Annotated in this window: 25 protein-coding genes; 5 read left to right on the top strand and 20 right to left on the bottom strand. The window is 51.1% G+C overall.

What is annotated here, in order from left to right:
- Positions 1–134: 134 nt before the first annotated feature.
- Entirely contained in the window at positions 135–1,241 is a 1,107-nt protein-coding gene (locus tag BMY09_RS11935; RefSeq protein ID WP_091358378.1) for a DNA-binding protein, read from the bottom strand.
- Positions 1,242–1,251: 10 nt separating this feature from the next.
- Positions 1,252–2,232, bottom strand: coding sequence for a 23S rRNA pseudouridine(955/2504/2580) synthase RluC (gene rluC, locus BMY09_RS11930; protein WP_091358375.1), 981 nt, complete (start codon positions 2,230–2,232; stop codon positions 1,252–1,254).
- 499 nt (positions 2,233–2,731) lie between these two features.
- Here rluC and rne point away from each other — a divergent pair, with 499 nt between their 5' ends.
- Positions 2,732–5,836 carry a ribonuclease E gene (rne, locus tag BMY09_RS11925; protein ID WP_338024146.1) on the top strand — a complete coding sequence of 1,035 codons (3,105 nt, stop codon included), beginning with the start codon at positions 2,732–2,734 and terminating at the stop codon, positions 5,834–5,836.
- Positions 5,837–5,919: 83 nt separating this feature from the next.
- On the opposite strand, the gene murB is transcribed toward rne, so the two are convergent.
- The 8 genes from murB to BMY09_RS11885 all read right to left on the bottom strand — a co-directional run bounded on the left by murB (position 5,920) and on the right by BMY09_RS11885 (position 13,065).
- The gene (gene murB, locus BMY09_RS11920; protein ID WP_091358371.1) at positions 5,920–6,945 is read right to left on the bottom strand and encodes a UDP-N-acetylmuramate dehydrogenase; all 1,026 of its coding nucleotides are present in this window, start codon (positions 6,943–6,945) and stop codon (positions 5,920–5,922) included.
- Positions 6,942–7,430 (bottom strand): low molecular weight protein-tyrosine-phosphatase, encoded by a 489-nt coding sequence (locus BMY09_RS11915; RefSeq protein ID WP_091358368.1) that lies wholly within the window; start codon positions 7,428–7,430, stop codon positions 6,942–6,944. Before BMY09_RS11915 ends, murB begins: the two co-directional genes overlap by 4 nt.
- Positions 7,431–7,668: 238 nt before the next feature.
- Positions 7,669–8,433, bottom strand: coding sequence for a 3-deoxy-manno-octulosonate cytidylyltransferase (gene kdsB, locus BMY09_RS11910; RefSeq protein WP_091358365.1), 765 nt, complete (start codon positions 8,431–8,433; stop codon positions 7,669–7,671).
- An 8-nt stretch (positions 8,434–8,441) separates the two neighbouring features.
- Positions 8,442–8,627, bottom strand: a complete 186-nt coding sequence (locus BMY09_RS11905; protein WP_091358362.1) for a Trm112 family protein — start codon at positions 8,625–8,627, stop codon at positions 8,442–8,444.
- Between the two features lie 47 nt (positions 8,628–8,674).
- Complete coding sequence (gene lpxK / locus BMY09_RS11900; RefSeq protein ID WP_091358359.1) at positions 8,675–9,670, bottom strand: tetraacyldisaccharide 4'-kinase; 996 nt, start codon at positions 9,668–9,670, stop codon at positions 8,675–8,677.
- A gap of 2 nt (positions 9,671–9,672) precedes the next feature.
- The gene (locus BMY09_RS11895) at positions 9,673–10,092 is read right to left on the bottom strand and encodes an ExbD/TolR family protein (RefSeq protein WP_091358356.1); all 420 of its coding nucleotides are present in this window, start codon (positions 10,090–10,092) and stop codon (positions 9,673–9,675) included.
- A 12-nt stretch (positions 10,093–10,104) separates the two neighbouring features.
- Entirely contained in the window at positions 10,105–10,725 is a 621-nt protein-coding gene (locus BMY09_RS11890) for a MotA/TolQ/ExbB proton channel family protein (RefSeq protein ID WP_091358608.1), read from the bottom strand.
- Between the two features lie 60 nt (positions 10,726–10,785).
- A complete protein-coding gene (locus tag BMY09_RS11885) occupies positions 10,786–13,065 on the bottom strand; it encodes a DNA internalization-related competence protein ComEC/Rec2 (protein ID WP_091358353.1) in 2,280 nt (759 codons plus the stop codon).
- A gap of 105 nt (positions 13,066–13,170) precedes the next feature.
- Between BMY09_RS11885 and BMY09_RS11880 the strand changes: the two genes are divergently transcribed.
- A complete protein-coding gene (locus BMY09_RS11880) occupies positions 13,171–13,758 on the top strand; it encodes a DUF2062 domain-containing protein (RefSeq protein ID WP_245756570.1) in 588 nt (195 codons plus the stop codon).
- Positions 13,759–13,817: 59 nt separating this feature from the next.
- Here BMY09_RS11880 and lolD read toward each other — a convergent pair whose 3' ends face one another.
- Together lolD and BMY09_RS11870 are read right to left on the bottom strand one after the other, a co-directional pair.
- A complete protein-coding gene (gene lolD / locus BMY09_RS11875) occupies positions 13,818–14,504 on the bottom strand; it encodes a lipoprotein-releasing ABC transporter ATP-binding protein LolD (RefSeq protein ID WP_091358347.1) in 687 nt (228 codons plus the stop codon).
- Positions 14,497–15,741, bottom strand: coding sequence for a lipoprotein-releasing ABC transporter permease subunit (locus BMY09_RS11870; protein WP_091358344.1), 1,245 nt, complete (start codon positions 15,739–15,741; stop codon positions 14,497–14,499). The genes lolD and BMY09_RS11870 overlap by 8 nt, the downstream gene beginning before the upstream one ends.
- Before the next feature lie 97 nt (positions 15,742–15,838).
- Between BMY09_RS11870 and BMY09_RS11865 the strand changes: the two genes are divergently transcribed.
- Genes BMY09_RS11865 through BMY09_RS11855 form a run of 3 tightly spaced genes read left to right on the top strand, consistent with a single transcriptional unit; the run spans position 15,839 to position 17,584 of the window.
- Positions 15,839–16,411 carry a PilZ domain-containing protein gene (locus BMY09_RS11865; protein ID WP_091358342.1) on the top strand — a complete coding sequence of 191 codons (573 nt, stop codon included), beginning with the start codon at positions 15,839–15,841 and terminating at the stop codon, positions 16,409–16,411.
- The gene (locus BMY09_RS11860) at positions 16,398–17,246 is read left to right on the top strand and encodes a hypothetical protein (RefSeq protein ID WP_091358340.1); all 849 of its coding nucleotides are present in this window, start codon (positions 16,398–16,400) and stop codon (positions 17,244–17,246) included. Before BMY09_RS11865 ends, BMY09_RS11860 begins: the two co-directional genes overlap by 14 nt.
- 8 nt (positions 17,247–17,254) lie before the next feature.
- Complete coding sequence (locus BMY09_RS11855; RefSeq protein WP_091358337.1) at positions 17,255–17,584, top strand: hypothetical protein; 330 nt, start codon at positions 17,255–17,257, stop codon at positions 17,582–17,584.
- A 48-nt stretch (positions 17,585–17,632) separates the two neighbouring features.
- Here BMY09_RS11855 and sthA read toward each other — a convergent pair whose 3' ends face one another.
- From sthA to BMY09_RS11815, 8 genes are all read right to left on the bottom strand, one after another.
- Positions 17,633–19,033, bottom strand: a complete 1,401-nt coding sequence (sthA, locus tag BMY09_RS11850; protein WP_091358336.1) for a Si-specific NAD(P)(+) transhydrogenase — start codon at positions 19,031–19,033, stop codon at positions 17,633–17,635.
- Between the two features lie 120 nt (positions 19,034–19,153).
- Entirely contained in the window at positions 19,154–19,393 is a 240-nt protein-coding gene (gene nqrM / locus BMY09_RS11845) for a (Na+)-NQR maturation NqrM (RefSeq protein ID WP_091358333.1), read from the bottom strand.
- A gap of 10 nt (positions 19,394–19,403) precedes the next feature.
- A complete protein-coding gene (locus tag BMY09_RS11840) occupies positions 19,404–20,312 on the bottom strand; it encodes an FAD:protein FMN transferase (protein WP_245756569.1) in 909 nt (302 codons plus the stop codon).
- Positions 20,313–20,447: 135 nt separating this feature from the next.
- Positions 20,448–21,674, bottom strand: a complete 1,227-nt coding sequence (gene nqrF, locus BMY09_RS11835) for an NADH:ubiquinone reductase (Na(+)-transporting) subunit F (protein WP_091358328.1) — start codon at positions 21,672–21,674, stop codon at positions 20,448–20,450.
- A gap of 37 nt (positions 21,675–21,711) precedes the next feature.
- Positions 21,712–22,320 carry an NADH:ubiquinone reductase (Na(+)-transporting) subunit E gene (gene nqrE, locus BMY09_RS11830; protein WP_091358326.1) on the bottom strand — a complete coding sequence of 203 codons (609 nt, stop codon included), beginning with the start codon at positions 22,318–22,320 and terminating at the stop codon, positions 21,712–21,714.
- The gene (locus BMY09_RS11825; protein ID WP_091358323.1) at positions 22,320–22,979 is read right to left on the bottom strand and encodes an NADH:ubiquinone reductase (Na(+)-transporting) subunit D; all 660 of its coding nucleotides are present in this window, start codon (positions 22,977–22,979) and stop codon (positions 22,320–22,322) included. The genes nqrE and BMY09_RS11825 overlap by 1 nt, the downstream gene beginning before the upstream one ends.
- A gap of 3 nt (positions 22,980–22,982) precedes the next feature.
- Positions 22,983–23,771 (bottom strand): Na(+)-translocating NADH-quinone reductase subunit C, encoded by a 789-nt coding sequence (locus BMY09_RS11820; RefSeq protein WP_091358320.1) that lies wholly within the window; start codon positions 23,769–23,771, stop codon positions 22,983–22,985.
- The gene (locus tag BMY09_RS11815) at positions 23,758–24,969 is read right to left on the bottom strand and encodes an NADH:ubiquinone reductase (Na(+)-transporting) subunit B (RefSeq protein ID WP_091358317.1); all 1,212 of its coding nucleotides are present in this window, start codon (positions 24,967–24,969) and stop codon (positions 23,758–23,760) included. Before BMY09_RS11815 ends, BMY09_RS11820 begins: the two co-directional genes overlap by 14 nt.
- Between the last annotated feature and the right edge of the window lie 2 nt (positions 24,970–24,971).

Here is a 24,971-nt window from a genome sequence, read left to right as displayed (position 1 = left end):
AAAGATAAAACTGTATTCTAATAACTATTGATTATAATACACCGTTATCTCTATCAAAAAACCTCTCTTTAGTACGTCAGACATCAGTAGCAATCGCCGTAACCGGTCTTATATCCGTGTGCGGCTAAGCCTGATCAGGTCAGACGACTGCGCAGCTTGCGGATCTCTTCCTCGTAGGTGGTCATCTTTTTTTCCAGCGTCGATAGCCGTGCCGTAGCCCGCATAACCTCTTCGGCCTTATCCTTTAACTGCCCACGCAGCATATTTTCACGCCGGGAGGCGTCGTTTACGGCCAGCAGGTTTTTCTGGTTGACCCGTTTAAGCTCCTCTTTCATCTCATCAACTTTATCTTCAAGGCGCTTACTGCGGTTCTGTTCTGAGAGTAACTGGCTGCTTAACTGGCTTCTTTCCCGCAGGCTCTGGCTGTCTTCTGTTTTATAGCGTTTTAACTCAGTTTCCAGAGACTTAATCTGATTTTTATAGGTCTCCAGTTTGACATCTTTCTTGGCCACAACGGCCTGCAGATTATGAATATCCTTGGTCAGCGCGGACTCTTTACGGCCACATTCATCACGAAACTTTTCCAGTGCACTGCGGTAATAACGGGTGTCTGCTTCCGCTTTGGCAACCTGATCCAGACCATGGCGCTGTTCTTCAATGATGCGCTGATCAAAAGTACGTTTAGAGTCGTCGATTTTTTTCTGCAGCAAGTTAAGCTCCTGCTCAACATTGAGGCGGCGCTGCTCTTCCGCCTTCTGTTCCGAGGTTGCCGTAGTCAGATTAATTTTCAGCACCGATATCTCGGCGTCGAGCACCTCTACCTGATGCTTTTCCTGTAACAGCTGCTGCTGCAGATCACGATAGTTCTGATCCATCTCTGCTTGCTGACTCTGCGCCTTAAACAGCTCCGACTCTGATTGCCGGCGGGCATCTTCGCTGGCCAGCTGCTGATACTGCTTATCAGTGGACAGAGCCGACTGAGCTTCCTGAACCGCCAGTTGCCACATTGACTCAAAGCTATGCACCAGAGATTCCGGAAGTTCGGGCATTCGGGGGGTAGAATCTCCGAACATTCGCATCCGGTCAGGCAGTACCGTCCACCACTGCGACAGCAGCCCTTCCAGTTGTTCTGGCTCGACGCCAAATAGTTTTGCCAATTCAGTTGTAGTCGGCGCCTTGCCATTTTTTAATATGGCATCTGCTGCTTTGTTAAATTCTTCGGTGTTGATCTGTTGACTCATTAATAACGCCTTACCGGGCTGATGATTGCCCGTCAGTTTTCTGCAAATTTTTTAACCCATTTTCCAGCTCATCCCCTAAAGGTGCGTGGAAAATTTTTCTGCCACCGGATGGCAGAGGTACACGTAACTCAGCGGCATGAAGAAACAGGCGACGGATACCATACCCTTTCATCTCCCGATTAACCGGGTCAGTGCCGTACTTATCATCGCCAATGATAGGATGACCTGCAAACTGACAGTGAACACGAATCTGATGTGTCCGCCCGGTAATAGGCCGCGCCTCCACTAAAGTTGCCAGACCGTCAAAGCGTTGTAACACTTTATATTCGGTCAGCGACGCTTTACCCATAGGGTGGGCTTTTACGATCCGCTCACCGGATTTTAGTTCATTTTTTTGCAGTGGCGCATCGACTTTGGTTTTTCTCGCCGACCACTTACCCTCAACCAGGGCGTGGTAGATCTTAGTGATCTTCTTGGCTTGTAGTGCCGCATGTAAAAACCGGAGCGCACTGCGTTTCTTAGCCACCATAATGCAACCAGAGGTATCCCGATCGAGCCGGTGAACCAGTTCAAGGAAACGCGCGTCCGGCCGGATCTGACGAATAGTTTCGATCAACCCAAGACTGATGCCACTGCCTCCATGAACCGCCAGCCCTGACGGTTTATTGATCACTATCAGATCGTCATCTTCAAACAGAATTGAGCTTTCTACCCGCTGCTTTAGCTTATCACTGACGGTTGCCTGCGGTTTCTCTTCGCTAAGCCTGATAGGTGGCACTCTGACCAGATCGCCATCCTGTAAACGATAGTCCGGTTTAATGCGCTTTTTATTAACCCGCACCTCACCTTTACGTAAGATCCTGTAGATCAATGTTTTAGGGGCACCTTTCAAACGGGTGCGCAGGAAATTATCGATCCGCTGCCCGGCTAACTCTGAATCGATTTCAAACCATTGGACTGCGGGGGCTGATACTGCTGTTTCTTCTGACATATTAATGGGATATCGGACCTTTCGATTGATGCTATCTGTTTAAGCTGCTATATTCTAGCGCTGCTGCGGGCAGTTGGCTTTAGCTAATTTGAAATTCCCGGTTATTTTGCAATTTAGTTCTTAGAATCAGGCAAATAATCGGTTTGAATCCCTCGTACAGCATCAATTTAAGAGAATTACTACGTATTTCATCCAGTTGGCAATGCCCTGAATGGCAAAACCAGTTGGAGGTGAAGATGTCAGTTGCCCGGAACCTGCCAATAGACAGACGGCAGCAACAGCCTGATCAGACTCGAAATAAGAGGTCGATATGAGGCAACTGTTTCCTTCACCGTCGATAAGACCTGGTCGCATCGCTATGCAACCCGGCATTAAGTTGAGCAGATAAGTCGTTACGAAGACTTGGTTTTCTGTGTCTGGATAGACTCTACAGGCACCTCTCTGTGTGGCTTGCGGCTGGATGAAGTACGTTAGTGTTATAAGAGAACGCTAACAAACAATGAAAAGAATGCTAATTAACGCGACTCAACAAGAAGAGTTGCGCGTTGCTCTGGTCGATGGCCAGCGCCTTTATGATCTGGATATTGAATCCAGTTCCCGCGAACAGAAAAAAGCCAACATCTACAAAGGCAAAATTACCCGGGTTGAACCCAGCCTCGAAGCTGCTTTTGTCGAATATGGCTCCGAACGCCATGGTTTTCTGCCCCTCAAAGAGATCTCACGCGAATACTTCAAAAAAGGCTCCGATAAAGGCGGTCGTCCGAATATCAAGGATGTAATTGCTGAAGGAACCGAAGTTATTGTTCAGGTTGATAAGGAAGAGCGCGGCAACAAAGGCGCGGCGCTCACAACCTTCATCAGCCTGGCTGGCCGTTATCTGGTATTAATGCCAAACAACCCACGCGCTGGCGGTATCTCCCGTCGTATCGAAGGTGATGACCGCAAACAGCTGAAAGAAGCTCTGGACGGTGTGACCATTCCACCAAAAACCGGAGCGATTGTGCGCACCGCCGGTATTGGCCGCACCTCTGAAGAGCTGCAGTGGGATCTGGATTACCTGATGACCCTCTGGGATGCAATCACCAGTGCAGCTGAAGAGCGTAAAGCGCCCTTCCTGATCTATCAGGAAAGTAATGTTGTCATCCGCGCAATCCGTGACTACCTGCGTCAGGATATCGGTGAAGTACTGATCGATAAGCCGGAAGTGTATCAGGAAGCCCTGAACTTCGTGCAGCAGGTGATGCCTAGTTATCAGAACAAGATCAAACTCTATGATGAGTCGATCCCCCTGTTCAACCGTTTTCAGATTGAGAGCCAGATTGAAACTGCTTTCCAGCGTGAAGTTCATCTGCCCTCCGGTGGTTCTATTGTTATAGACCCCACTGAAGCACTGGTATCCATCGATATCAACTCTGCCCGCGCAACCCGCGGTAGTGATATCGAAGAGACCGCCCTGCAGACCAACCTGGAAGCGGCTGATGAGATCTCCCGCCAGCTGCGCCTGCGGGATATCGGTGGTCTGATCGTGATCGACTTCATCGATATGACACCTATCAAAAACCAGCGGGAAGTTGAGAACCGGATGCGCGACGCGCTGAAAGTAGACCGCGCCCGTGTACAACTGGGCCGCATTTCACGTTTCGGTCTGATGGAGATGTCCCGTCAGAGACTGCGGCCTTCCCTGATTGAGAGTCGTGGCGCCGTTTGCCCACGCTGTAACGGCCAGGGCACTGTACGCGATACTGAATCACTCGCGCTCTCTATCCTGCGTCTGATCGAGGAGGAGTCATCGAAAGACCGCACCGCACAGATTCGTGCGATTCTGCCGGTTTCCGTGGCCACCTTCCTGCTCAACGAGAAACGTCGTGAAGTTCATGAAGTTGAAGTGCGTCACAAAGTTCGGGTTGTGGTTGTCCCCAATCCAAACATGGAAACGCCGCATTATGAAGTGGTTCGCCTGCGCGATGATCACACCGTGATCAACACCAATGATGCCAGCTACACCCTGCAACCGGAACCAGAAGAGGAACCGGAAGTTGAAAGCGCCAGAACTCAACCTATACGCGAGCGCGCTGCTGTCAGCACGGTAGCCCCATCAACACCGGCACCAGCTCAGGTAGCAGCTCCTCAACCGGCTCCAGAAGCTGTTCAGCAAAAGCCTGCTGAAGCCTCCCTGACCAGTCGCATCTTTACCGCGCTGGGTAGCCTCTTTGGCAGTTCAGAAGACGCCAAAGAGAAAGAGCGACTGGCACAGGAAAAAGCCAAACAGGAGCAGGAGCAAGAGGAGCGCAATAAGAAGCAGCGCAGCCGCAAGCGGACCAGCAACCGTCGTGACCGCGATCGTGATCGTAATCGCAATCAACGTCGTGACAGCGATAAGATCATCGATAACCTGTCTGACAGCAGTGACTCGCAGAACACATCTGATCGCGATGAGTCTCGCGAAGAGTCAGGACGTGGACGCTCACGCAACCGTCGCCGCGGCGAACGGGACAAGAAACCGCAGCAGGATAAAACTGAGGAACAGAACACTGCTCAGCAGAGTGAGCCTCAGAAAGGCAGTGACGATAACAAGCCTGCGGAACAGAACGAAGATGGTCGCGCCCGTGGTGAACGCCGTCGTGGACGTCGTCGTCGCGGCGAGCGTAGCGGCAAACGCACCAGCGATTCTAATGCGTCTGAAACTAATGCTTCCGAAAACAGCACACAGCTGAATGAAACGGCAGAGACAACCGCCAAGCCTCAGACTGAAGAGCCAGCAGTGGCTGCTGACACTCAACAAGAGACTATGACGGAAGATGCACCTCGCAAGCGCCGTCAGCGCCGTCGCGGACCTAAAAAAGAGGCTACAGATACTGAGAACAGCACTGACAGCACTCAGACTACGGAAGCGACTGAAACAACCGTTAGCTCTTCTGCTAACTCTGAAGTAGCAGAGCAGGTATCAACAGACGCCACAGAAACTGAAGCGTCCGAAGCTAATATCCAGGTGGAACAGCCACAAGCAGAAGCTTCTGCCCAGCCAGACACTGACACAACTGAAGCCGCAGAGACGACTGCAGTTGTCGAAGCGACAACGGCTACTGAAGCGCCTGAAACGGCTGAGAGTGAGACTGAAGAGCCCGCGGCAACACCTGAGGTTGCAGCAGAAGCTCCGCAGCCTGAGCTCCTGGAACCTGCGCTCTTAGAACCTGAATCGCTGAAGGCGGAAGAAGCTGCACCCGCAGTAGCAGAACCAGAAAAAGCTGAAGAGAGCACCTCTGTTCAGTCTGACGAAGCGACAGAGGAACAGCCCAAGCCTGAAGCCGCAGAACAAGCGGTAGTTGAAACGACCGACACTGATGCTGAAGCGGAAGCAGAGGAAGCACAACAGGCTACAGCTGAAGCCCCCGCGGAGGAAGAGCAACCCAGCCGCCCAGCCGGTCGTCGCGTTCGTAAACGCCCTGACCTGACTGCGCCAACGGTTGCGCCTGACGAAGTCATGACCGCCCGCCCACGCCGCGAAGCGCCACCGACCAAAGCTCCTGAAGAGGCAGCACCTCGTCAGCGCCGTCAGCGTCGGGCACCTAATGACCCGCGTCTACAGGAAAACAGCGATAGCTGAATTCAGTAACGACAAAAAAGCCGGCGATTCGCCGGCTTTTTTATGTTTATGGTTTATAACAGGAAGCAGAGCGACAGCCCCTGTCAGGGATAGCAGCGGGGTTCTATCTCCAGCATCACCCCAAACTGCTTGTATACGTCGGCCTGAATTGCCCCCGCCAGCTCGACGATCTCGGCTCCGGTGGCACTGCCATGATTTACCAGCACCAGCGCCTGCTTCTCATACACACCTGCCCCGCCCTCGCGACGCCCTTTCCAGCCCAACTGATCGATCAGCCAGCCAGCCGCAAGTTTGCAATAGCCAGGCTTATCCGCAAAAACAACCATCTGCGGAAAATCCTTTTGCAACTGTTCAGCCTGTTGCTCAGGGATAACCGGATTTTTAAAGAAACTCCCCGCATTGCCCAGTAACTCTGGCTGTGGCAGTTTACTATTACGCACTTCACAGATCAGGTCACTGAGCTGTATAGGCTCAATCTCAGTCATATTGCGCGCCTCTAACTGCTGAGCGATGCCGCCATAGTGCAGTACAGGATTAAACTCAGAACTCAGAGCAAAGGTCACCGATGTAATAAGATACCGACCGGGAAAACGGCTTTTAAAGATGCTGTCACGATAATCAAACTGGCACTCCGCAGTGGCGAAATAAACCTGCTGACCCGTCTCCAGATCAAATGCCTCAAGACCCACCATCCGATCTTTAATCTCTACCCCATAAGCACCGATATTCTGAACCGGTGCTGCACCCACGGTACCGGGTATAAGCGAGAGATTTTCCAGACCGTACGCTCCCTGCTCCAGACACCAGCGCACAAAACCGTGCCAGTCCTGCCCTCCACCTGCGGTAACCAGCAGCTCACCGTCCTGACCAGGAGTTATCTGCATCCCCTGAATACGGTTAACAACCACAAGTTGATCCAGGTCCGCGGTCAGAACAAGGTTACTGCCACCGCCGATAAACAGTACCGGCATATTGTGCTGCTGAACAAAATCCCGGACATCGCCAAGTTGTTCAGCACTGTCCAGAAGCGCGAAGTAGCGTGCTGAAACGTCAAAACCAAAACTGTTATAGGGCTTTAGAGAGACATTTTCCTGAAACAGAAGACTCATTGTTTCAGCTCTTTGGCGATACGGTCCAACAGAGCCTCTGAGGCCGCTTCTACCAGATCCAGCACCCGATCAAAACCTGCAGGGCCGCCATAATAGGGATCAGGCACCTCACGCAGCTCCAGCTCAGCAAGATCAAGAAACAACCCCAGGTGCCCCTGAAAGCCTGCTGGAGAGATCGATTTAAGCTCTGCAAGATTTTCTTTATCCATCGCCAGGATGTAATCGTAATGATCAAAATCGGCACTGATCGCCTGACGCGCCCGCAGGTCGCTCAGGTCATACCCTCGCTGACGCGCGACAGTAACTGAGCGGTGATCAGGCGGATTGCCTATATGATAGGCTGCCGTACCGGCAGAATCGATCTCAATCAGGTGAGTCATGCCCCGCTGTTCCACCAGCGCACGAAACACCCCATGAGCGGTAGGAGAACGGCAAATATTCCCCAGACATACAAACAGAACCGATCTTTTATCCTGATATTTCAAAGCACTTACTCTCACAATTAACGATGCGCAGACTTAGCTGTCTCAATACTGCTCATTATAAAACAAACTGTTGCAAAATGATTTGGCAGGCAACGGATGAGATAAGTTCACGCTAAGTGTTGAAAAAAAACCAGCCATTAAGGCTGGTTCAGTTGAATAAAGACACCTCAATAAATCAGCCAGCGCGCCAGCTTACTTAGCAAACTGGCTCTGAATCAATAGAGATTATTTTAGCAGATCATTGTTCAAACAGATGACGAATACGCTCCAGATCTTCCGGTGTATCAACGCCTGCCGGAGGTAACTCATCCGCCTCTTCAACATGGATAACGGCGCCGTTCCACATCGCTCTTAACTGCTCCAGGCACTCGGTTTCCTCAATGGGGGCTGGCGCCCACTGGACAAAGTCATTCAGCAGTTTAACCCGGTATGCATAGATACCAATATGGCGTTGAAAATTGACACCTGAAGGCATCACTTCACGCCCAGACTGAGAGGTAAAAGCATCTCTTGGCCAGGGAATCGGTGCCCGGCTAAAGTAGAGCGCCCGTCCCCGGGAATCTGCCACCACTTTAACTACGTTGGGGTTGAGTACAGACCCGATATCATTGATAGGCTCACACAGGGTGGCAATGCTGGCCTCAGTCACGGCACTAAGGTTATGCGCCACCTGATTGATCACCCGGGGTGGGATCAGAGGCTCGTCCCCCTGTACGTTTACCACAATATCATCAGCATAAAACCCCAGCGAATGAACCACTTCCTGTAGCCGGTCTGTGCCGGAAGGATGGTTAGCCGAGGTCATACAGACTTCGGCACCGAAGCCGCTGGCAGCATCCGCTATACGCTGATCATCGGTGGCGATAATGACCCGCTGAGCCTCGCTCAGAATGGCCCGTTCATAGACATGCTGAACCATCGGCTTACCGGCAATCTCCGCCAGCGGCTTACCGGGAAAACGGGATGAACCAAAACGTGCAGGGATAACAACGGAAAAAGGCATATCGTAACCTACTTCGCCAAACGTTCGTCTGCGGTCAGGGTGCGAGCTTCGGTCTCCAGCATCACCGGAATATCATCACGGATCGGGTATGCCAGACCGGAGCTGCGGCAGATCAGTTCATTGGTCTCTTTGTTCCACTCAACCGGTGCTTTAGATACCGGACAAACCAGGATATCAAGCAGTTTCTTATCCATCGTTAGTGCCTCTGTGTGAAGTGCTGTAATAATTGTTACGTCGCGGGTCAGCGGCTGAGCAGTCGTTCGAGAGAGACTGAAAAGCCCTCCCCCAGCGCTGCATCAACCTGCAGATACCAGCTATTTTCAAGTGCTATATGATCGCACTTTACTGCGTCTTTTTCAGTCATTATCAACGGCAGCTGCTGTTCAAAGGATAGATCACTCTGACTAAAATGATGGTGATCAGGAAAACTGTGCAGCTCGGGCGTAAACCCTAAGGCTTTCAATGTATGACTAAAACGTTCAGGATTACCAATTGCGGCTACCGCATTAACCTGTCGACAACCACTCCATTGGTCCGCAGAGACAGCAGTATCGGATGATAATGACACCAAATGCCCCGGTTGCAGCGTCATACTAAACGCTTTAGCTGCCTGGGAGGTATCCAGCAGTGTCTCCGCTGAGCCACCGTTTACCACGATCAGATCAACATCATTCAACCGTTCTACCGGCTCTCTGAGCGGACCTTCAGGCAGGCAGCGCCGGTTACCAAAGCCCCGCACACCATCGATCACTGCTATTTCCAGAGTTCGGTTCAGTGCGTAATGCTGCAAACCATCATCACTGATGATCAGATCGCACCCGGTCTGCTCCAGCAACAGCTTTGCAGCAGCAACCCGGTCAGGCGAGATGACCAGCGGAACGTGGGTTCGACGGACGATCATCAGGGGCTCATCACCCGCTTCAGCAGCGGTTGAATCTGATGTTACAAAATAGGGGTTCGTCGGCGGTGTGGCACGGTATCCACGGCTGATAACACCGGGTTTATAGCCCTGCTGGCGCAGATACTCGACCAGCCAGATCACCAGTGGCGACTTACCGGTTCCACCGACCGAGATATTACCAACGACAATCACCGGTACCGGCGCGGTCCAGCTGGGTTTCAAACCATCCCGATAGCGCTGTCGTCGCCGGGTTGCGATACCACGGAATAGCAACTCCAGCGGGCGCAGAAGGCATAGCCAGCGACTGCTTCTGTACCAGGCCTGCTCCAGCCCCATGTTTACTGCTCGGCCGGTTGCTGGGTCGTAATACTCAGCGCGGCGAACCCTAGCTTACCGGCAACATCCATAACGGTAACCACCGACTGGTGCGGTGTTTTGGCATCAGCGGAGATAATAAAGGGCAGCTTACGATTGTCGCCGGCTTGATCGATAATCGCCCGGCGCAAGGTGTCCGGCTGACTGTTCAGCAGGCTCTGACCATTCACCGTATAGCCACCATCAACACTGATCAGTACCTCAAGGGATTCTGCCTGGGTCTCAGAGGCCTCACCATCGGCCTCCGGCAGACTGATCTGCAGATGCGACTCGTTCGTGAACGTGGTGGATACCATAAAGAAGATCAGTAACAGGAAAACCACATCGATCAATGGCGTCAGGTTAACGGAAACCTCTTCTTTCGGCTTACGTCTGAATTTCAATCGACTCATCAGTTACTCGAAATCTACTTCACGCTCACCGTGAACTACTTCAACCAGTTTCTGACACTCCTGCTCCATCTCAATCAGCAGAGTCTCAACACGACGTTGAAAATAACGGTGAAATACCAGTGTCGGAATCGCTACAGATAAACCCGCAGCGGTTGTAATCAATGCTTCAGAGATGCCTCCGGCGAGCACATTTGCATTGCCGGTCCCCTGCAGCATGATCTCAGCAAACACTTTGATCATACCGATAACGGTCCCTAACAGCCCTAACAGAGGTGAGATAGCAGCGATAGTGCCCAGCGAGTTCAGAAATCGCTCCATCTGGTGCATAACGTGATAAGCCGCTTCCTGAATACTCTCCCGCATGATCTCGCGACCATGATTGGAGTTATTAAGACCAGCGACCATAATCTGCCCTAACGAGCTTTCATTACGGATCATCTGCAGGCGCTCAGGGGTCATTTCACCGCTGCGTACCCGCATCCAGACTTCAGATAACAGATTATCTGGCGCTACCCGCTTCTTCTGCAGCACCCAAAAACGCTCCAGACAGATCGCCAGAGACAATATAGAACAGGCGATAATTGGCACCATCAGCCAACCACCGGATTGAATCAACTCAAACACCAGAACTCCTCCTTCAAACCGGCCCATACTCTAGCATAGAGTCTCACGCCAGAGTAGTGATTAACCCGCTGACCAGTAACGCTTTTTCTGATCTCGATAGGATTCGGTCAGGCAATGGTCTGCGCTACCCTGAATAATCACTGCGCCGCTGTCCGAGGTATTCAGCCAGTTCAGCTTAAGCAGCTGTAATCGATCAATAATCTCTCTGGCAGGATGCCCATATGGGTTGTCAAAACCAGAACTGAACAGTACCCAGTCCGGTCTTAAACCGTTTAACCACTCGGCAGAACTGGAAAAACGGCTGCCATGATGAGCGGCAACCAGCCAGTTAACATGTAAACCGGGATGCGTATTCATGATCTGCTGCTCGACACTGCTCTCGATATCTCCAGGAATCAGAATCGAACAGTTTTCTGACTGTACCAGTAGCACACAGGAGCGGTTATTTTCATTGGTCTGCTTCAGACCGGCAGGCTGAATATAGCTGAAGCGAACACCATCCCACTCCCAGCTATCACCAGGTACGCAAGGTTGCGCGGGTAGACGGCGTCGAATCGCCGGACTACCTGAATCCAGAGCCTTAACTGTGAATGTTTCTGCCAGATCAGCATAGCCACCCGCATGATCATTGTCTTTATGGCTGATAATCAGCCGGTCAAGCTGACTGATATTGCGACTTTCCAGCATCGGTATCAGAGTGAAACGGGCAGTACTGCGACCACGATACGCGGCACCTGTATCAAACAGTACAGCTTTGCTACTGGTCTCAATCAGTACGGCAAGCCCCTGACCAACGTCCGCTACTGTTGCCCGAAAGTCGCCCTGATCAACCGGTTGTTCAGGTGGAAAAATCAGCACAGTCAGCATGAGCAGCGCAAAAAAACCAACGCCCATCCAGCGGGGCAGATTCAGCAATATCGCCGCCAACCCGCCCAGCAGTACCGGCAAAAGAGCTGGACGACTGAACAACATCGCCTGTCCATCAGAGGGAGCGCAGACCTGTAACAATAACCAAAACTGGTTCAACAGCCCATTCAACAGCGCGCTCCCCAGCTCAGCATTAACCAGGCAGAGCAGCACGCCCAGTACGACGCCGGGAATCAGAATAAAGGTGAGTAACGGAATCGCCACGATATTGATCAGCGGTGCGATCAGAGCAACCTGACCAAGCCAGAACAACAGCAGCGGGAACAAGCCCAAAAACACTGACCATTGTGTAGCAACAACAGCTTTAAGCCGATAACTCACTGGATTTGTTGTAGTCGACAACAGCAACGCCCCGACTGCGGCAAACGATAACCAGAAACCAGGCTGATAGAAGCTCAGGGGTTGCAGCAACAAAACAATCACCAGTGCCAACTGGAATCGCGTCCAGATTCCCAGATGGCGGTTAAACAGCCCGGGCAACAACATAGACAACGCCATGATAAGCGCCCTCTGAGTGGGAATACTAAACCCCGCCAGCAGCGCATAGCTGGATGCCAGCAGTAACGCAGGCACAATACGGTAAGCACGAATATCAGCCTGCCCCGGCAAAACACGCCCGGCCAGCCACTGAACCAAACTGCCTAACCAATACCCGATCAGGCAGGCAATTGCGATATGCAGACCACTGATAACCACCAGATGGACTGTTCCGGTTTGTCGCAGAACGCGCCACTGGTCATCCTTCAGTCCCTGCTTGTCCCCCAGCAATAACGCCCTGATGGTTGCTTCACTTCTGTCCGTCAGTGATAACTGGCTTAGCCACTCTGCAATCCGATATCTCAGGTAGGCGATCTGCTGAGCCCCGCTCTCCCCGGGTCCGCGAATCAGTCTGGCAGACAGCAGATAACCCCGGGCATTAATCTGTTCAGCAAACAGGCGGGTTTCATAATCACTGCTACCGGGATTCATCAGCCCTCGTGGCGGTTTCAGCCGGACCTTAAACAGCCACTGCTGACCCGGGACAATTTCCCCCTCAGGGTGATACCAGCTCAGTTGCAGATGCTTCAGATCAGCCCCAGGCAGTGAGGGAGAGTAGTGGTCTACGTCAAAGCTGAAGCGGATCATAGCGGGCCGGTTTTGCGGCAAACCTGTAACCGTTCCGCTGACCGAGAACTCCTGTGCCGGCATATCCATCGGCATGCGCTGACTCAGATTGAGATAACCCCAGCCAGTGGCATAAATAACCCCGAATAACAAACCTGCTATCTGGATTCGCACCCCAGAGGATAAAAAGCCCCGGCAAGACAGTAGTAAACATAGCAGTAGCAATGTCAGCAGAAGAGTCAGAGTTGGAAATGAGATCAGCCGAGGCAGCCAGGCCACCAGCAAAACACCCAAAGCGATACCAATCATCCATGATTACCGGTTGGCTTACAGTTTGTAAGGGGGCATAATGAGCCCCTCCCATCAGCTAACTATAGTTTCTTCCTGATGCCGCGCAAACTTATCAGAAAATTTATGCCAGATGAGCGTAAACTCAAGTCCAACCGCTACCTGAGCTGGCTTGGAAGTCATATACATGACCCAAATCTGTGGCACCTGACCCGTAAGTCCGTCAGCAGGGCATTTTTCGTAGGCTTATTCTGTGCATTTATACCGCTGCCATCACAGATGCTTATTGCTGCAGTCGCGGCTCTGTTCGTACGCAGCAATCTGCCAATTTCAGTGGGCCTGGTCTGGCTGACCAATCCGATCACTATCCCCCCCATGTTTTATTTCGCTTACTGGATCGGCACCCTGATTCTAGGTGTAGACCCGGTTGCTATAGATTTTGAGTTAACGATGGAGTGGATTAAGGCTGAACTGGAACATATCTGGCTACCTCTGCTGGTCGGCTCACTGGTGTGTGGTATTGTCAGCGGAACTCTGGGTTATCTGCTGATGCAGCGATTCTGGGTCTGGCATGTCAATAAAAGCTGGCGCAACCGAAAAAGCCGCAAGTTTATACTGCGTAAACTCATACGGGATAAAGAATCGCAAGATAGCGATGAGGCCACTCCTGGCAAGCAGTCAGACAAAACTGCTCAGAGCAAAAAGCCGGAATAGATTCCGGCTTTAATCGTGAAACGTAACGTTCAGCGTACAGATAGTTCGGTCTGACCCTCTTAACTGTTCAGTTGCTGTAGTAAACCATCTTTCAGCTCAACAACCCGTCCCTGTTTTTCAGCGAGCTGTGGATCATGGGTCACCACCACAAACGAAATACCAAACTCGTTGTTCAGTTTATCCATGAGCGCCTGCACCTCCTGAGCGGTATGACGATCAAGATTACCGGTAGGCTCATCCATCAGCACGCAGGCAGGGTTAGTGACCAGCGCCCGGGCAATGGCCACCCGCTGACGTTCACCACCACTCAGCATCGACGGTTTATGTTCAAGACGATGAGAAAGCCCCACCGAGTGCAGAATTGCAGTCGCCTGTTCGCGCACGTTGCTGATCGCTTCCCCTCTGATAAGCAAGGGCATCGCTACATTCTCAAGCGCGCTGAATTCTGCTAACAGATGGTGGAACTGATAAACAAACCCAAGTGAGCGGTTGCGCAGCTGTGCCCGCTCCTGTTCACTGATCTCAAACAAAGACTGGTCGTCAACGCGAACATCCCCGGAACTGGGCAGATCAAGTCCCCCCAGCATATTCAGCAGGGTACTCTTCCCGGAACCGGAGCTGCCGACTATCGCCAGGGTCTCTCCCCGCTTTACCTGAAGCTCTATCCCCCGCAAAACCTCTACTGCGATATCTCCATCACCGTAACGCTTTTTCAGATCGATACACTGCAGAACCAGATCACTCATAACGCAACGCCTCCGCCGGTTGTGTCCGGGACGCCCGCCAGGCCGGGTAGATGGTTGCCAGGAAACTGATTCCCAGGGCCACAGAGATAATCACCACGACATCACCCAGCTGTAGTTGTGAGGGCAGATAGCTAATGAAATAAACATCCGCACTGAGAAACTGAATCCCAAAAGTATGTTCAATCCAGGCGATAATATCGGTAATGGTCAGCGCCAGCAGGATACCCAGAACCGATCCCAGCAGCGTTCCCATCACTCCGATGACAGTGCCCTGCACCATAAAGATCCGCATGATTCGACCCGGTGTTGCCCCCAGTGTCCTGAGGATAGCGATATCCCCTTTTTTGTCAGTTACCACCATCACCAGCGTCGAAACAATATTGAATGCCGCCACAAACACGATCAGAAATAGCAGCAGCCCGATCATCTTCTTTTCCAGCTGGATCGCCTGAAACAGATTACCGTGCGTACGGGTCCAGTCACTGGCCCGATAAAACTCGCCCAGGTCAGCAATAATCTGCCGGATTCTGGCGGGTGCCTGAAACAGGTTGTCAAACTCCAGACGGATACCATCAACACCTCGGTCCATCCGTTTAAGTCGTGCTGCATCTTCGATATTGATATAGGCAAGACTGGCATCCAGCTCGGCCCCGACTTCAAACACTCCGACAACGGTAAAACGCTTCAGACGCGGAATAATCCCGGCAACACTAATGGAAGCTTCGGGAAGCACCAGCGTTACCTTATCGCCCACAGAAACGCCCATGGAACGGGCCAGTAATGCACCCAGAACAATACCGTAACTTCTCGGCTTCAATGCATCCAGGCTGCCAGCTTTGATGTTTTCATCCAGAATGGAGATCTTTTTTTCCAGTTCAGGCTCTATACCATTGATCAGTACGCCACGAACGACACCCCGGTTTGTCAGCATCCCCTGCGCCTGAATGTAGGGTGCAGTGCCTACGACGCCAGCCTTCTGGTTAACCTTAGCAGCGACTGCCTGCCAGTTTTCCAGCGGCTGACCATAGTCAGAGATGGTGCCATGGGGCACCATGCCAAGAATACGTTCTTTCAGTTCACGGTCGAAGCCGTTCATCACCGAAAGCACAACAATCAGCGCAGCAACTCCCAGCATCAGTCCCAGCATTGAGACCAGCGAGATAAATGAAATAAAGTTGTTGTTCCGTTTGGCTGAGGTATACCGCAACCCAACGTACAGAGAGAATGGTCTAAACATGGCCGGGATTAAATCACAGACTGATAAAATTCTCTAACAAAATCAGAATAATATTCGTTATACTCAGGAAAAGTGACCAATTCACGAGGGCTGTATTTTGAACCAGGAACGTCGCCAGTATTTCCGCATCAACGGCAAAGTAGCGGTAGACTATAAAGTCATCACGGAAGATGAGATGCAACACGGCCGTCTGCCGACGCAGTTTCAGGTTTCCCCCTTCTTTTTGTTACTGACTCAGCTTCAGGAGTTTAGCCAGGACAACAGTTATCAGCTGCGCAAAATCGCTCAGAAAGACCCTCTGGTTGCGACCTATCTCGAAAACATGAACAACAAGATTGATGCCATCGCTCATGCCATCGCTAAAAGTGATGTGGAATTTGAAAATCTGACGACTCAGGAGATCAACCTGAGTGAAGGCGGCATGAGTTTTTACAGTAAAGAGCCGATCCCTCTTAAAAGCTATCTCGCTCTCAAAGTCGTATTTGAAGAAACCTACTCAGGCTTACTGCTGTATGGACAGGTTCTCTATAGTGGCGAAAAAAATGAACAGGGCCAATACAAAATTGGTATCGAATTCAGCGATATGCCCGAAAGCAGCCGGATGATTGTTGCCCGCTATATTCTCACCAGCCAGACCCGCGAACGACAGCAGAACGATGAGCAGTACTGATACGGTTGAACTGCTTGAAAGTCTCAACCAGCTTAATCAGGCTCTGCTATGTTTCTCTGAGCAACTACTAAACAGTAAACTGCCCTTCTGGTTACCGGGCGAAACAGCCCGCAGCCTGCCACAAGCGGCCAGCCTCTATACAGATATCTGGTATCGCGACGGACAGGACGGCCGTACCACACTCACTCAGCACGGCATGATCGGTGCCAATCCTGATCTGATTCAGGCGACTCTCAGACTTAATTCCGCGAAAGCTGATTTTCAATCCCTCGCAACCCGTTATCAACTGAGCCAGTCCGCCGATACCCTGCAACTGCTTCACCGACGCAGTGAAACGCTCGCCGCGATGTTGCATCGCCATGGTGCATCAAGACTTCATCTCAAGCAGTGTTATCGTCAGATACCGCTGTTTGAAACCTGCCCCAGCCGCATCGGTTTCAGCTGGTACAGCAGCGGCCGCAGCATTCGCAAACTCACCCCCAGAGAAGCTGAAGAAAAACTGCTAAAACTGGACACCAGTCAACCCCATATTCAGATGCAGTTACAGGCTGTCGGTCAGCTACGGCCCGGCGATATGCTGGCACAGGTTCAAAACCAGGTACCGGTTATGCGGGCCAATCCGGTCTGGAAACACAAAGACAGCACCCTGCGTAAAGCGCTGAATACATCATTGCCGATTATTATCGCCCTTAACAGTGATAACCCCACCCTCCCCGCGTATAATGAGCCACCGCTTACACCGCCTGAAACGCGCAGTCGGGTGGAACGCAGTGATCTGAAAATAGATCCTCAGCCCTTTCTGCCAAGCATCAGAGTACACCGTTACCTTGGATAACCAAATCAATGTCTGACAACTTAAACAGTTCCGATAGCAGTACCCATAACAAGCTGTTACATCACATCGCCACAGGGTTTGGTTTGCTGTTTCTTATCGCTTATTATCTGGTGATCGACAGCACTGGATTTTACGACTGGGTGACGGCTCAGATGCCAGAAAAGTATGCCGGAGCCGGACTGATGCTGGGGATCATGATCGGTATGACCCCCGGTTTCTTCCTCTGGAAACACTACAATCGCTGGATTGAAAGAAAACTCGGTGTAACCGGTAAGTATTATGAGGATGGCTTCTATAAAACGCCTGAAAAACCCGACGACGATACCACTGATCGATAATACAGACAAAAAAACCGCCCAATGAGGCGGTTTTTTATTGCCATTCTGTTACAGATTGGAGATACGGTTCAACCCTGCAATGGCTGCTACCCGATAGGCTTCTGCCATGGTCGGATAGTTAAAGGTGGTGTTGACGAAGTAGTTTATGGTATTCGCTTCGCCCGCCTGATTCATAATCGCCTGACCGATATGTACGATCTCAGAAGCCTGGTCTCCAAAGCAGTGGATACCCAATATTGCCAGCGTATCCCGGTTGAACAGAATCTTCAGCATCCCCACCGGCTCACCGGAAATCTGCGCACGGGCGGTATCCTTGAAAAAGGCCTGTCCAACTTCATAAGGCACACACTCTTCCGTCAGTTGCTCCTCGGTTTTACCGATAGAGCTGATCTCTGGAATAGTATAGATACCGGTGGGCACATCATTAATGTAACGGAAATCCTCTGCATTGAGCATATCTGAAGACGCTGCACGCCCCTGGTCAAGCGCCGCAGATGCCAGCGCAGGCCAGCCGATCACATCACCACAGGCATAGATCCCTTCTGACTTGGTCCGGTAGTGTTCATCGACCTCAATCTGCCCCCGACTGTTCGCCTCCAGACCGATATTTTCCAGCTTCAGCATGTCGGTGTTACCGCTACGCCCATTACACCAGAGAAAAGCATCCGCCCGGATCATTTTGCCTGAACGCAGCGTCAGAGTTACGCCTCGCTCATCAGCGACAACTTTTTCATAGACTTCATTATGGCGTATCTTCACCGCATTATTACGCAGGTGATAACTCAGTGAATCGGAGATCTCAGCATCCAGAAAAGATAACAGGCGGTCCATCGAATCGATAAGATCGACCTTAACGCCCAAACCACTGAAGATAGAAGCGTATTCAGAACCGATAACACCGGCACCATAAATAATAAGCGTCCGGGGAGTATGACTGAGGGTCAGTACAGTATCGCTGTTATAGATACGCGGATGATTAAAGTCGATATCATCCGGCTTATAAGGCCGCGAGCCGGTAGCAATAATGATGTTTTTAGCCCGCAGGGTTTCATTACCCTTAACCGTACCCGTCACCAATACAGTATTTTTATCAGCAAACTCTGCCTGACCAAAAAACAGATCTATACGATTGCGGGCATAGAAATTAGTGCGCATCATGACCTGGTTTGAGATAACTTTTTCGGCACGCTTAAGCACTTTAGGAAAGGAAAACCAGCGAGGTTCGCCGATATCACGGAACATAGGGTTGGTGTTGAACTCAATGATCTGCTTGACTGAGTGACGCAGCGCCTTGGAAGGGATAGTGCCTTTATGGGTACAGTTACCACCCACTGAATCCTGAGACTCTATTACGGCTACACGACGCCCCTTTTTCGCCGCATTCATTGCCGCGCCTTCACCGGCAGGACCGGATCCGATTACAATGACATCATAGTCATATACAGCCATCACTTTCCCCTATTACTGTTATTCTTGCGATAATTATTTGTCGAGACAACCAAACCCCGTACATGCAGGCACAGACAACTTACTGTGCCTGGAAAATTCAGTCAGCAGATTCAATTCTACTCAGTGGCCAGACTTCGCCTCATAGGCCAGTTCGGCAACAGCCTCTTTACGACTCTGCTTGTCCTGCTCATCTTCACACTTGTTCTGATCACCACCACAGATGGGGCACTCTTCGTCGATACCCACAGCGGCCAGACCACCACAGGAGCCTGCAATCGGTTTACGTCCCATGATAACGCCGATGGACATACCTGCTATCACCAGACCCAGAACGATAAATGACAAAATCATAGTACTCATAGAACTTTCCTCACTCCACCAGATAGTGTTTAAATCCCGGTGTCATCTTTTCAATAAAGCCGTCAGCGGACTTTATAATCAATAGCGCTTCAACCCCCTGCTGCTCAGCATAGGTTTCAGCCCGCTCGGGCCCAAGCACCATCATCGCCGTCGCCAACGCATCTGCTGTCGCACAGTCACTGGCCAGTACAGTAACGGACGCCAGCTTATGACTGATCGGCTTGCCAGTAGATGGATCTATTGTATGGGAAAAACGGATACCGTTTTCCTCAAAATAATTACGGTAATCGCCTGATGTGGCGATCCCCACATCTTTCACTTCAATTATACGCTGAACCTTACGCTCACCGGAAACCGGCGCTTCAATGGCGATCTTCCAGTGGCTGTTGTCCGGCTTTAGTCCCCTGGCTCTGAGTTCACCACCGATCTCAACCAGATACGCGGTAATACCATTACTTTCCAGCAGTTCGGCTACTTTATCCACACCGTACCCCTTAGCGATTGCTGAAAGATCGATATAGACTTTACGCTCACGATTTAACTGATTCCCGGTAAGCCTGAGATAGTGATAGCCTACCCGCTGACGCAGCTGAGCAATCTCCTGTTCCTCCGGCGCGTGGATAACCCGGCCATCCGGGCCAAAGCCCCACAGATTAACAAGTGGACCGACCGTAACATCAAATGCACCGCCAGAAGAATCGCTAATCTCTAAAGCTTTTTTTAATACCTGAGTCAGACCTTCAGATAGTGTCGCAACCTCACCTGCCGGCATCCGGTTGATGCGACTCAGCTCTGAGTCCTTCTGATAGGTAGACATACTGTTATTGACCTGCACCAGCAACTGATCAATCTGTGCCGGCAGTTTTGCATCAATATCAGCATCGGACGATACCCACTTCACAGTGAAGCTGGTACCCATTGTCGGCCCCTGATGGCTGACAATCTGAGGTTGTTTGCTACACCCACTAAGGAGTGCAAACATGAAAAACAAAGCGGCCAGCAGCAGAGCTGCCGGCCGTTTAATGACTTGTCTGGTTATTTCAGACATCAATGATCAGCCACCAAAGTCGTCGAGGAAGATATTTTCACGCTCAACACCCAGATCAACCAGCATCTGAATAACTGCAGCATTCATCATGGGAGGTCCACACATGTAGTACTCGCAATCTTCCGGAGCCTCATGGTCCTTCAGATAGTTTTCGTACAACACATTATGGATGAAACCAGTCATACCATCCCAGTTATCTTCAGGCTGAGGATCTGACAGGGCCAGATGCCACTTGAAGTTGTCATTTTCCTCCTGAAGCTTATCGTACTCCTCATTGTAGAAGCACTCACGCAGTGAGCGGGCACCATACCAGAAGGAGATCTTACGCTTAGAGTTCAGACGCTTCAGCTGATCGAAGATATGAGACCGCATGGGTGCCATACCCGCGCCACCGCCGATAAAGACCATCTCGTTATCGGTATCCTTGGCAAAAAACTCACCAAACGGTCCGTACACGGTAATCTTATCGCCCGGTTTGAGGCTGAATACGTAGGAAGACATCTTACCCGGAGGCACATCGGTACCCGGAGGTGGAGACGCGATACGGATATTGAATTTAACAACACCGCGCTCTTCCGGATAGTTTGCCATGGAGTATGCACGGATCGTGGTTTCATCCACTTTCGATACATAACGCCATTGATCAAACTTATCCCAGTCCCCACGATATTCCTCTTCGATATCGAAGTCTTTGTAGTGCACTTCGTGAGGAGGACACTCCAGCTGAACATAACCACCGGCCCGGAAGTCCACGTTCTCACCTCCCGGCAGACGCAGGGTCAGCTCTTTGATGAAAGTGGCAACGTTAGGGTTAGATTCAACCGTACACTCCCACTTCTTAACACCAAAGATCTCCTCTTCGAGCTCGATATTCATATCCTGCTTCACAGCCACCTGACAGGACAGGCGCCAGCCCTCTTTCGCTTCACGCATGGTAAAGTGAGACTCCTCAGTCGGCAGCATAGAACCGCCTCCATCAAGCACCTGACACTTACACTGCGCACAGGTACCACCGCCGCCACAGGCGGAAGGCACAAAGATACCGGCGTTAGACAGAGTTTGAAGCAGCTTATCACCGGCAGGAACAGTAACGCTCTTGTCCGGATCATCATTAATGGTGATGGTGACATCACCACTGCTAACCAGTTTTGAACGGGCTGCCAGAATTACCGCGACCAGTGCAAGCACCACCGCGGTAAACATGACAACGCCGAGAACGATTTCTGCATTCATTAGCTTAATCCTTCTTTAGTTGATCATGCGACAGCAATTACAGCTGCACGCCGGAGAAAGACATGAAACCCAGAGACATCAGACCCACAGTGATGAAGGTGATGCCCAGGCCACGCAAACCTTCCGGTACGTCGCTGTATTTAAGTTTTTCACGGATACCTGCCAGGGTGGCAATCGCCAGCGCCCAGCCAACACCCGCACCGGTACCATAAACAACGGACTCACCAAAGGTGTAGTCACGCTCAACCATGAACAGAGCAGCACCCATGATGGCACAGTTCACGGTAATCAGCGGCAGGAATACACCCAACGCGTTGTACAGTGCCGGTACATACTTATCCAGGAACATCTCCAGAATCTGTACAATCGCAGCGATTACACCGATATAGGAGATATACCCCAGGAAGCTGAGATCAACATCAGGATAACCGGCCCAGGCCAGTGCTCCTTCACGCAGCAACAGATTGAAGATCAGGTTGTTGATCGGGGTGGTGATCGCCAGAACCACGATAACCGCAATACCCAGACCGATAGCCGTCTGCACCTTCTTAGAGATCGCCAGGAATGTACACATCCCGAGGAAGAAGGCCAGCGCCATATTTTCAACAAAGACCGCCTTAACGGCTAGGCTGATATACTGTTCCATTACACAGCCTCCTTCTGAGAGTTCTTGGCCAGCTCAAACTCCGGTGCTTCGACCTGATCTTTCTTAAAGGTACGAATCAGCCAGATAAACATGCCAATGATAAAGAACGCGCTCGGTGGAAGCAGCAGCAGACCGTTAGCCTGATACCAGCCGCCATCGGTGACCAGTGGCAGGATTTCGATACCAAACAGCTTACCGGCACCAAACAGCTCACGGATAGTACCGACAAACAGCAGTACCACACCGTAACCCAGACCGTTACCGATACCATCCAGGAAGGAGATCATCGGAGGGTTCTTCATTGCGAACGCTTCAGCACGTCCCATAACGATACAGTTAGTAATGATCAGACCAACAAATACTGACAGCTGCTTCGATATTTCATACGCGTACGCTTTCAGAATCTGATCTACCACGATTACCAGCGAGGCGATAATCGCCATCTGACAGATGATCCGGATACTACTCGGCATCTGATTACGGATAATCGAGATAAACAGGTTGGAAAATGCAGTAACAACGGTTACCGCCAAGGCCATTACAAATGCAGTCCCCAGGTTTGATGTTACCGCCAGCGCGGAACAGATACCCAGAATCTGCAGACCAATCGGGTTATTGTTAAAAATCGGTCCTAACAGGACATCTTTAACTTGAGACATAATTTACGCCCCCCCTGCTTTCAGATTAGACAAGAATGGTGCATAACCATTTTCACCCATCCAGAAGTGAACCAGATTTGTGACACCACGGCTGGTCAGTGTAGCACCTGATAAACCATCAACCTGGAATTTCGCTTTAGGCGAAGCCGGATCAACACTACCTTTAATCAGCCCCAGCTCAGGCTTCATGGAACCCTCTGGATAAACCTGTTTACCAGGCCACAGCGCTTTCCAGTTAGGGTTATCAACTTCGCCACCCAGGCCTGGTGTTTCAGCGTGAGAATAGAAGCCCAGACCCACCACGGTATTCAGATCTGACTCAAGTGCCAGAAATCCATACAGCGTTGACCAGAGACCATACCCGTGTACCGGCAGGATCACTTTATCAAACCCTTTTGGTGAATCACTTTTCACCAGATAAACAGGCATCACTTTTGCCTGATATTTGATAGAGGCGATATCTTCCTGACGACTCAGCTTAACACCGGTATCCGCTTCTTTTGCCGCCTTACGGGCATCATAACGGGCCGGATCACTGACCTCAGTAAACTTACCGCTGCTCAGATCTACAAAGCGCTTTTCGATCAACTGATCAAAAACCGCCTGAACATCCTTGCCGGCAGTAGGAATACCCGCCGCAGCCAGGATGTTGGTCTGACGGTCAAGGTTTTTATTGGCAATCTGTTTCGGCTTGAGTAACACCGCTGCTGCAGATACAACCACAGAGCAGACCACACACAGCAAAACAGCTACGGTAATTGTTCTACCGATAGAATCTTTACTCGCTGACATTGCGCATCGCCCTCCGCTTGATGTTTGCCTGCACGACAAAGTTATCGATCAGTGGTGCAAACAGGTTACCGAACAGGATCGCCAGCATCATACCCTCAGGGAATGCTGGGTTAACCACACGGATAAGTATAACCATCACCCCGATCAGTGCTCCGAAGTACCACTTACCTTTATTGGTCATAGATGCAGAGATCGGATCGGTTGCCATAAAGAACATACCAAATGCGAAACCACCCAGCACCATATGCCAGTAGAACGGCAGTGCAAACATAGGATTGGTGTCAGAACCGATGAGATTCAGCAGAGTTGCCATCGCGGTCATACCCAGAAAAACACCAGCGACAATCCGCCATGCAGCAACTTTGGCAATCAGCATCACCAGGCCGCCCAGCGCAATAGCAAAGGTTGAAACCTCACCCACAGAACCCTGGATATTACCGATAAAGGCATCGAACCAGGTGATATTCTGCGCCAGGATCGCGTCAACACCACCCGCAGCAGCCAGACCCAGAGGGGTCGCACCGGAGAAACCATCGACAGCGGTCCAGATCGCATCACCTGTCATCTGCGCAGGATAGGCAAAGAACAGGAACGCACGGGCGGTGAGTGCAGGGTTAAGGAAGTTTTTACCGGTACCACCGAAAACCTCTTTACCAATCACAACACCAAAGCTGATGCCCAGAGCAACCTGCCATAACGGAATCGTTGGCGGCAGAATCAGCGAGAACAGAATAGAGGTCACGAAGAAACCTTCGTTGACTTCATGTCCACGCTTCATTGCGAACAACACTTCCCAGAAGCCACCCACGACAAAGGTAACCATGTAGATAGGCAACCAGTAGGCTGCACCGTGGATGATATTATCCCACAGACTATCAGGGTTGAAGCTGGTCAGGGCACCTGCAATAGCCCCCTGCCAGGTAGTCGGATCAGTAATACCCAGTGCCGCCATCGCAGTATTTGCCTGATGGCCAACGTTGTACATACCGAAGAAAACCGCCGGAAAAGTACACATCCAAACCAGAATCATAATCCGCTTCAGATCGACAGCGTCACGTACATGAGCTGCAGTCTTAGTCACATGACCCGGAGTGTAGAAAATAGTATCCGCAGCTTCATAAAGCGCATACCAGTTTTCATACTTGCCGCCTTTATGGAAATGCGGCTCCATCTTATCAAGAATATTTCTTAAGCTCATGA

Source organism: Amphritea atlantica, from assembly GCF_900111095.1.
Taxonomy (GTDB): Bacteria; Pseudomonadota; Gammaproteobacteria; order Pseudomonadales; family Balneatricaceae; genus Amphritea; species Amphritea atlantica.
The sequence above is the reverse complement of the archived record's forward strand: the minus strand, read 5'-3'. Positions and strand labels throughout refer to the sequence as shown.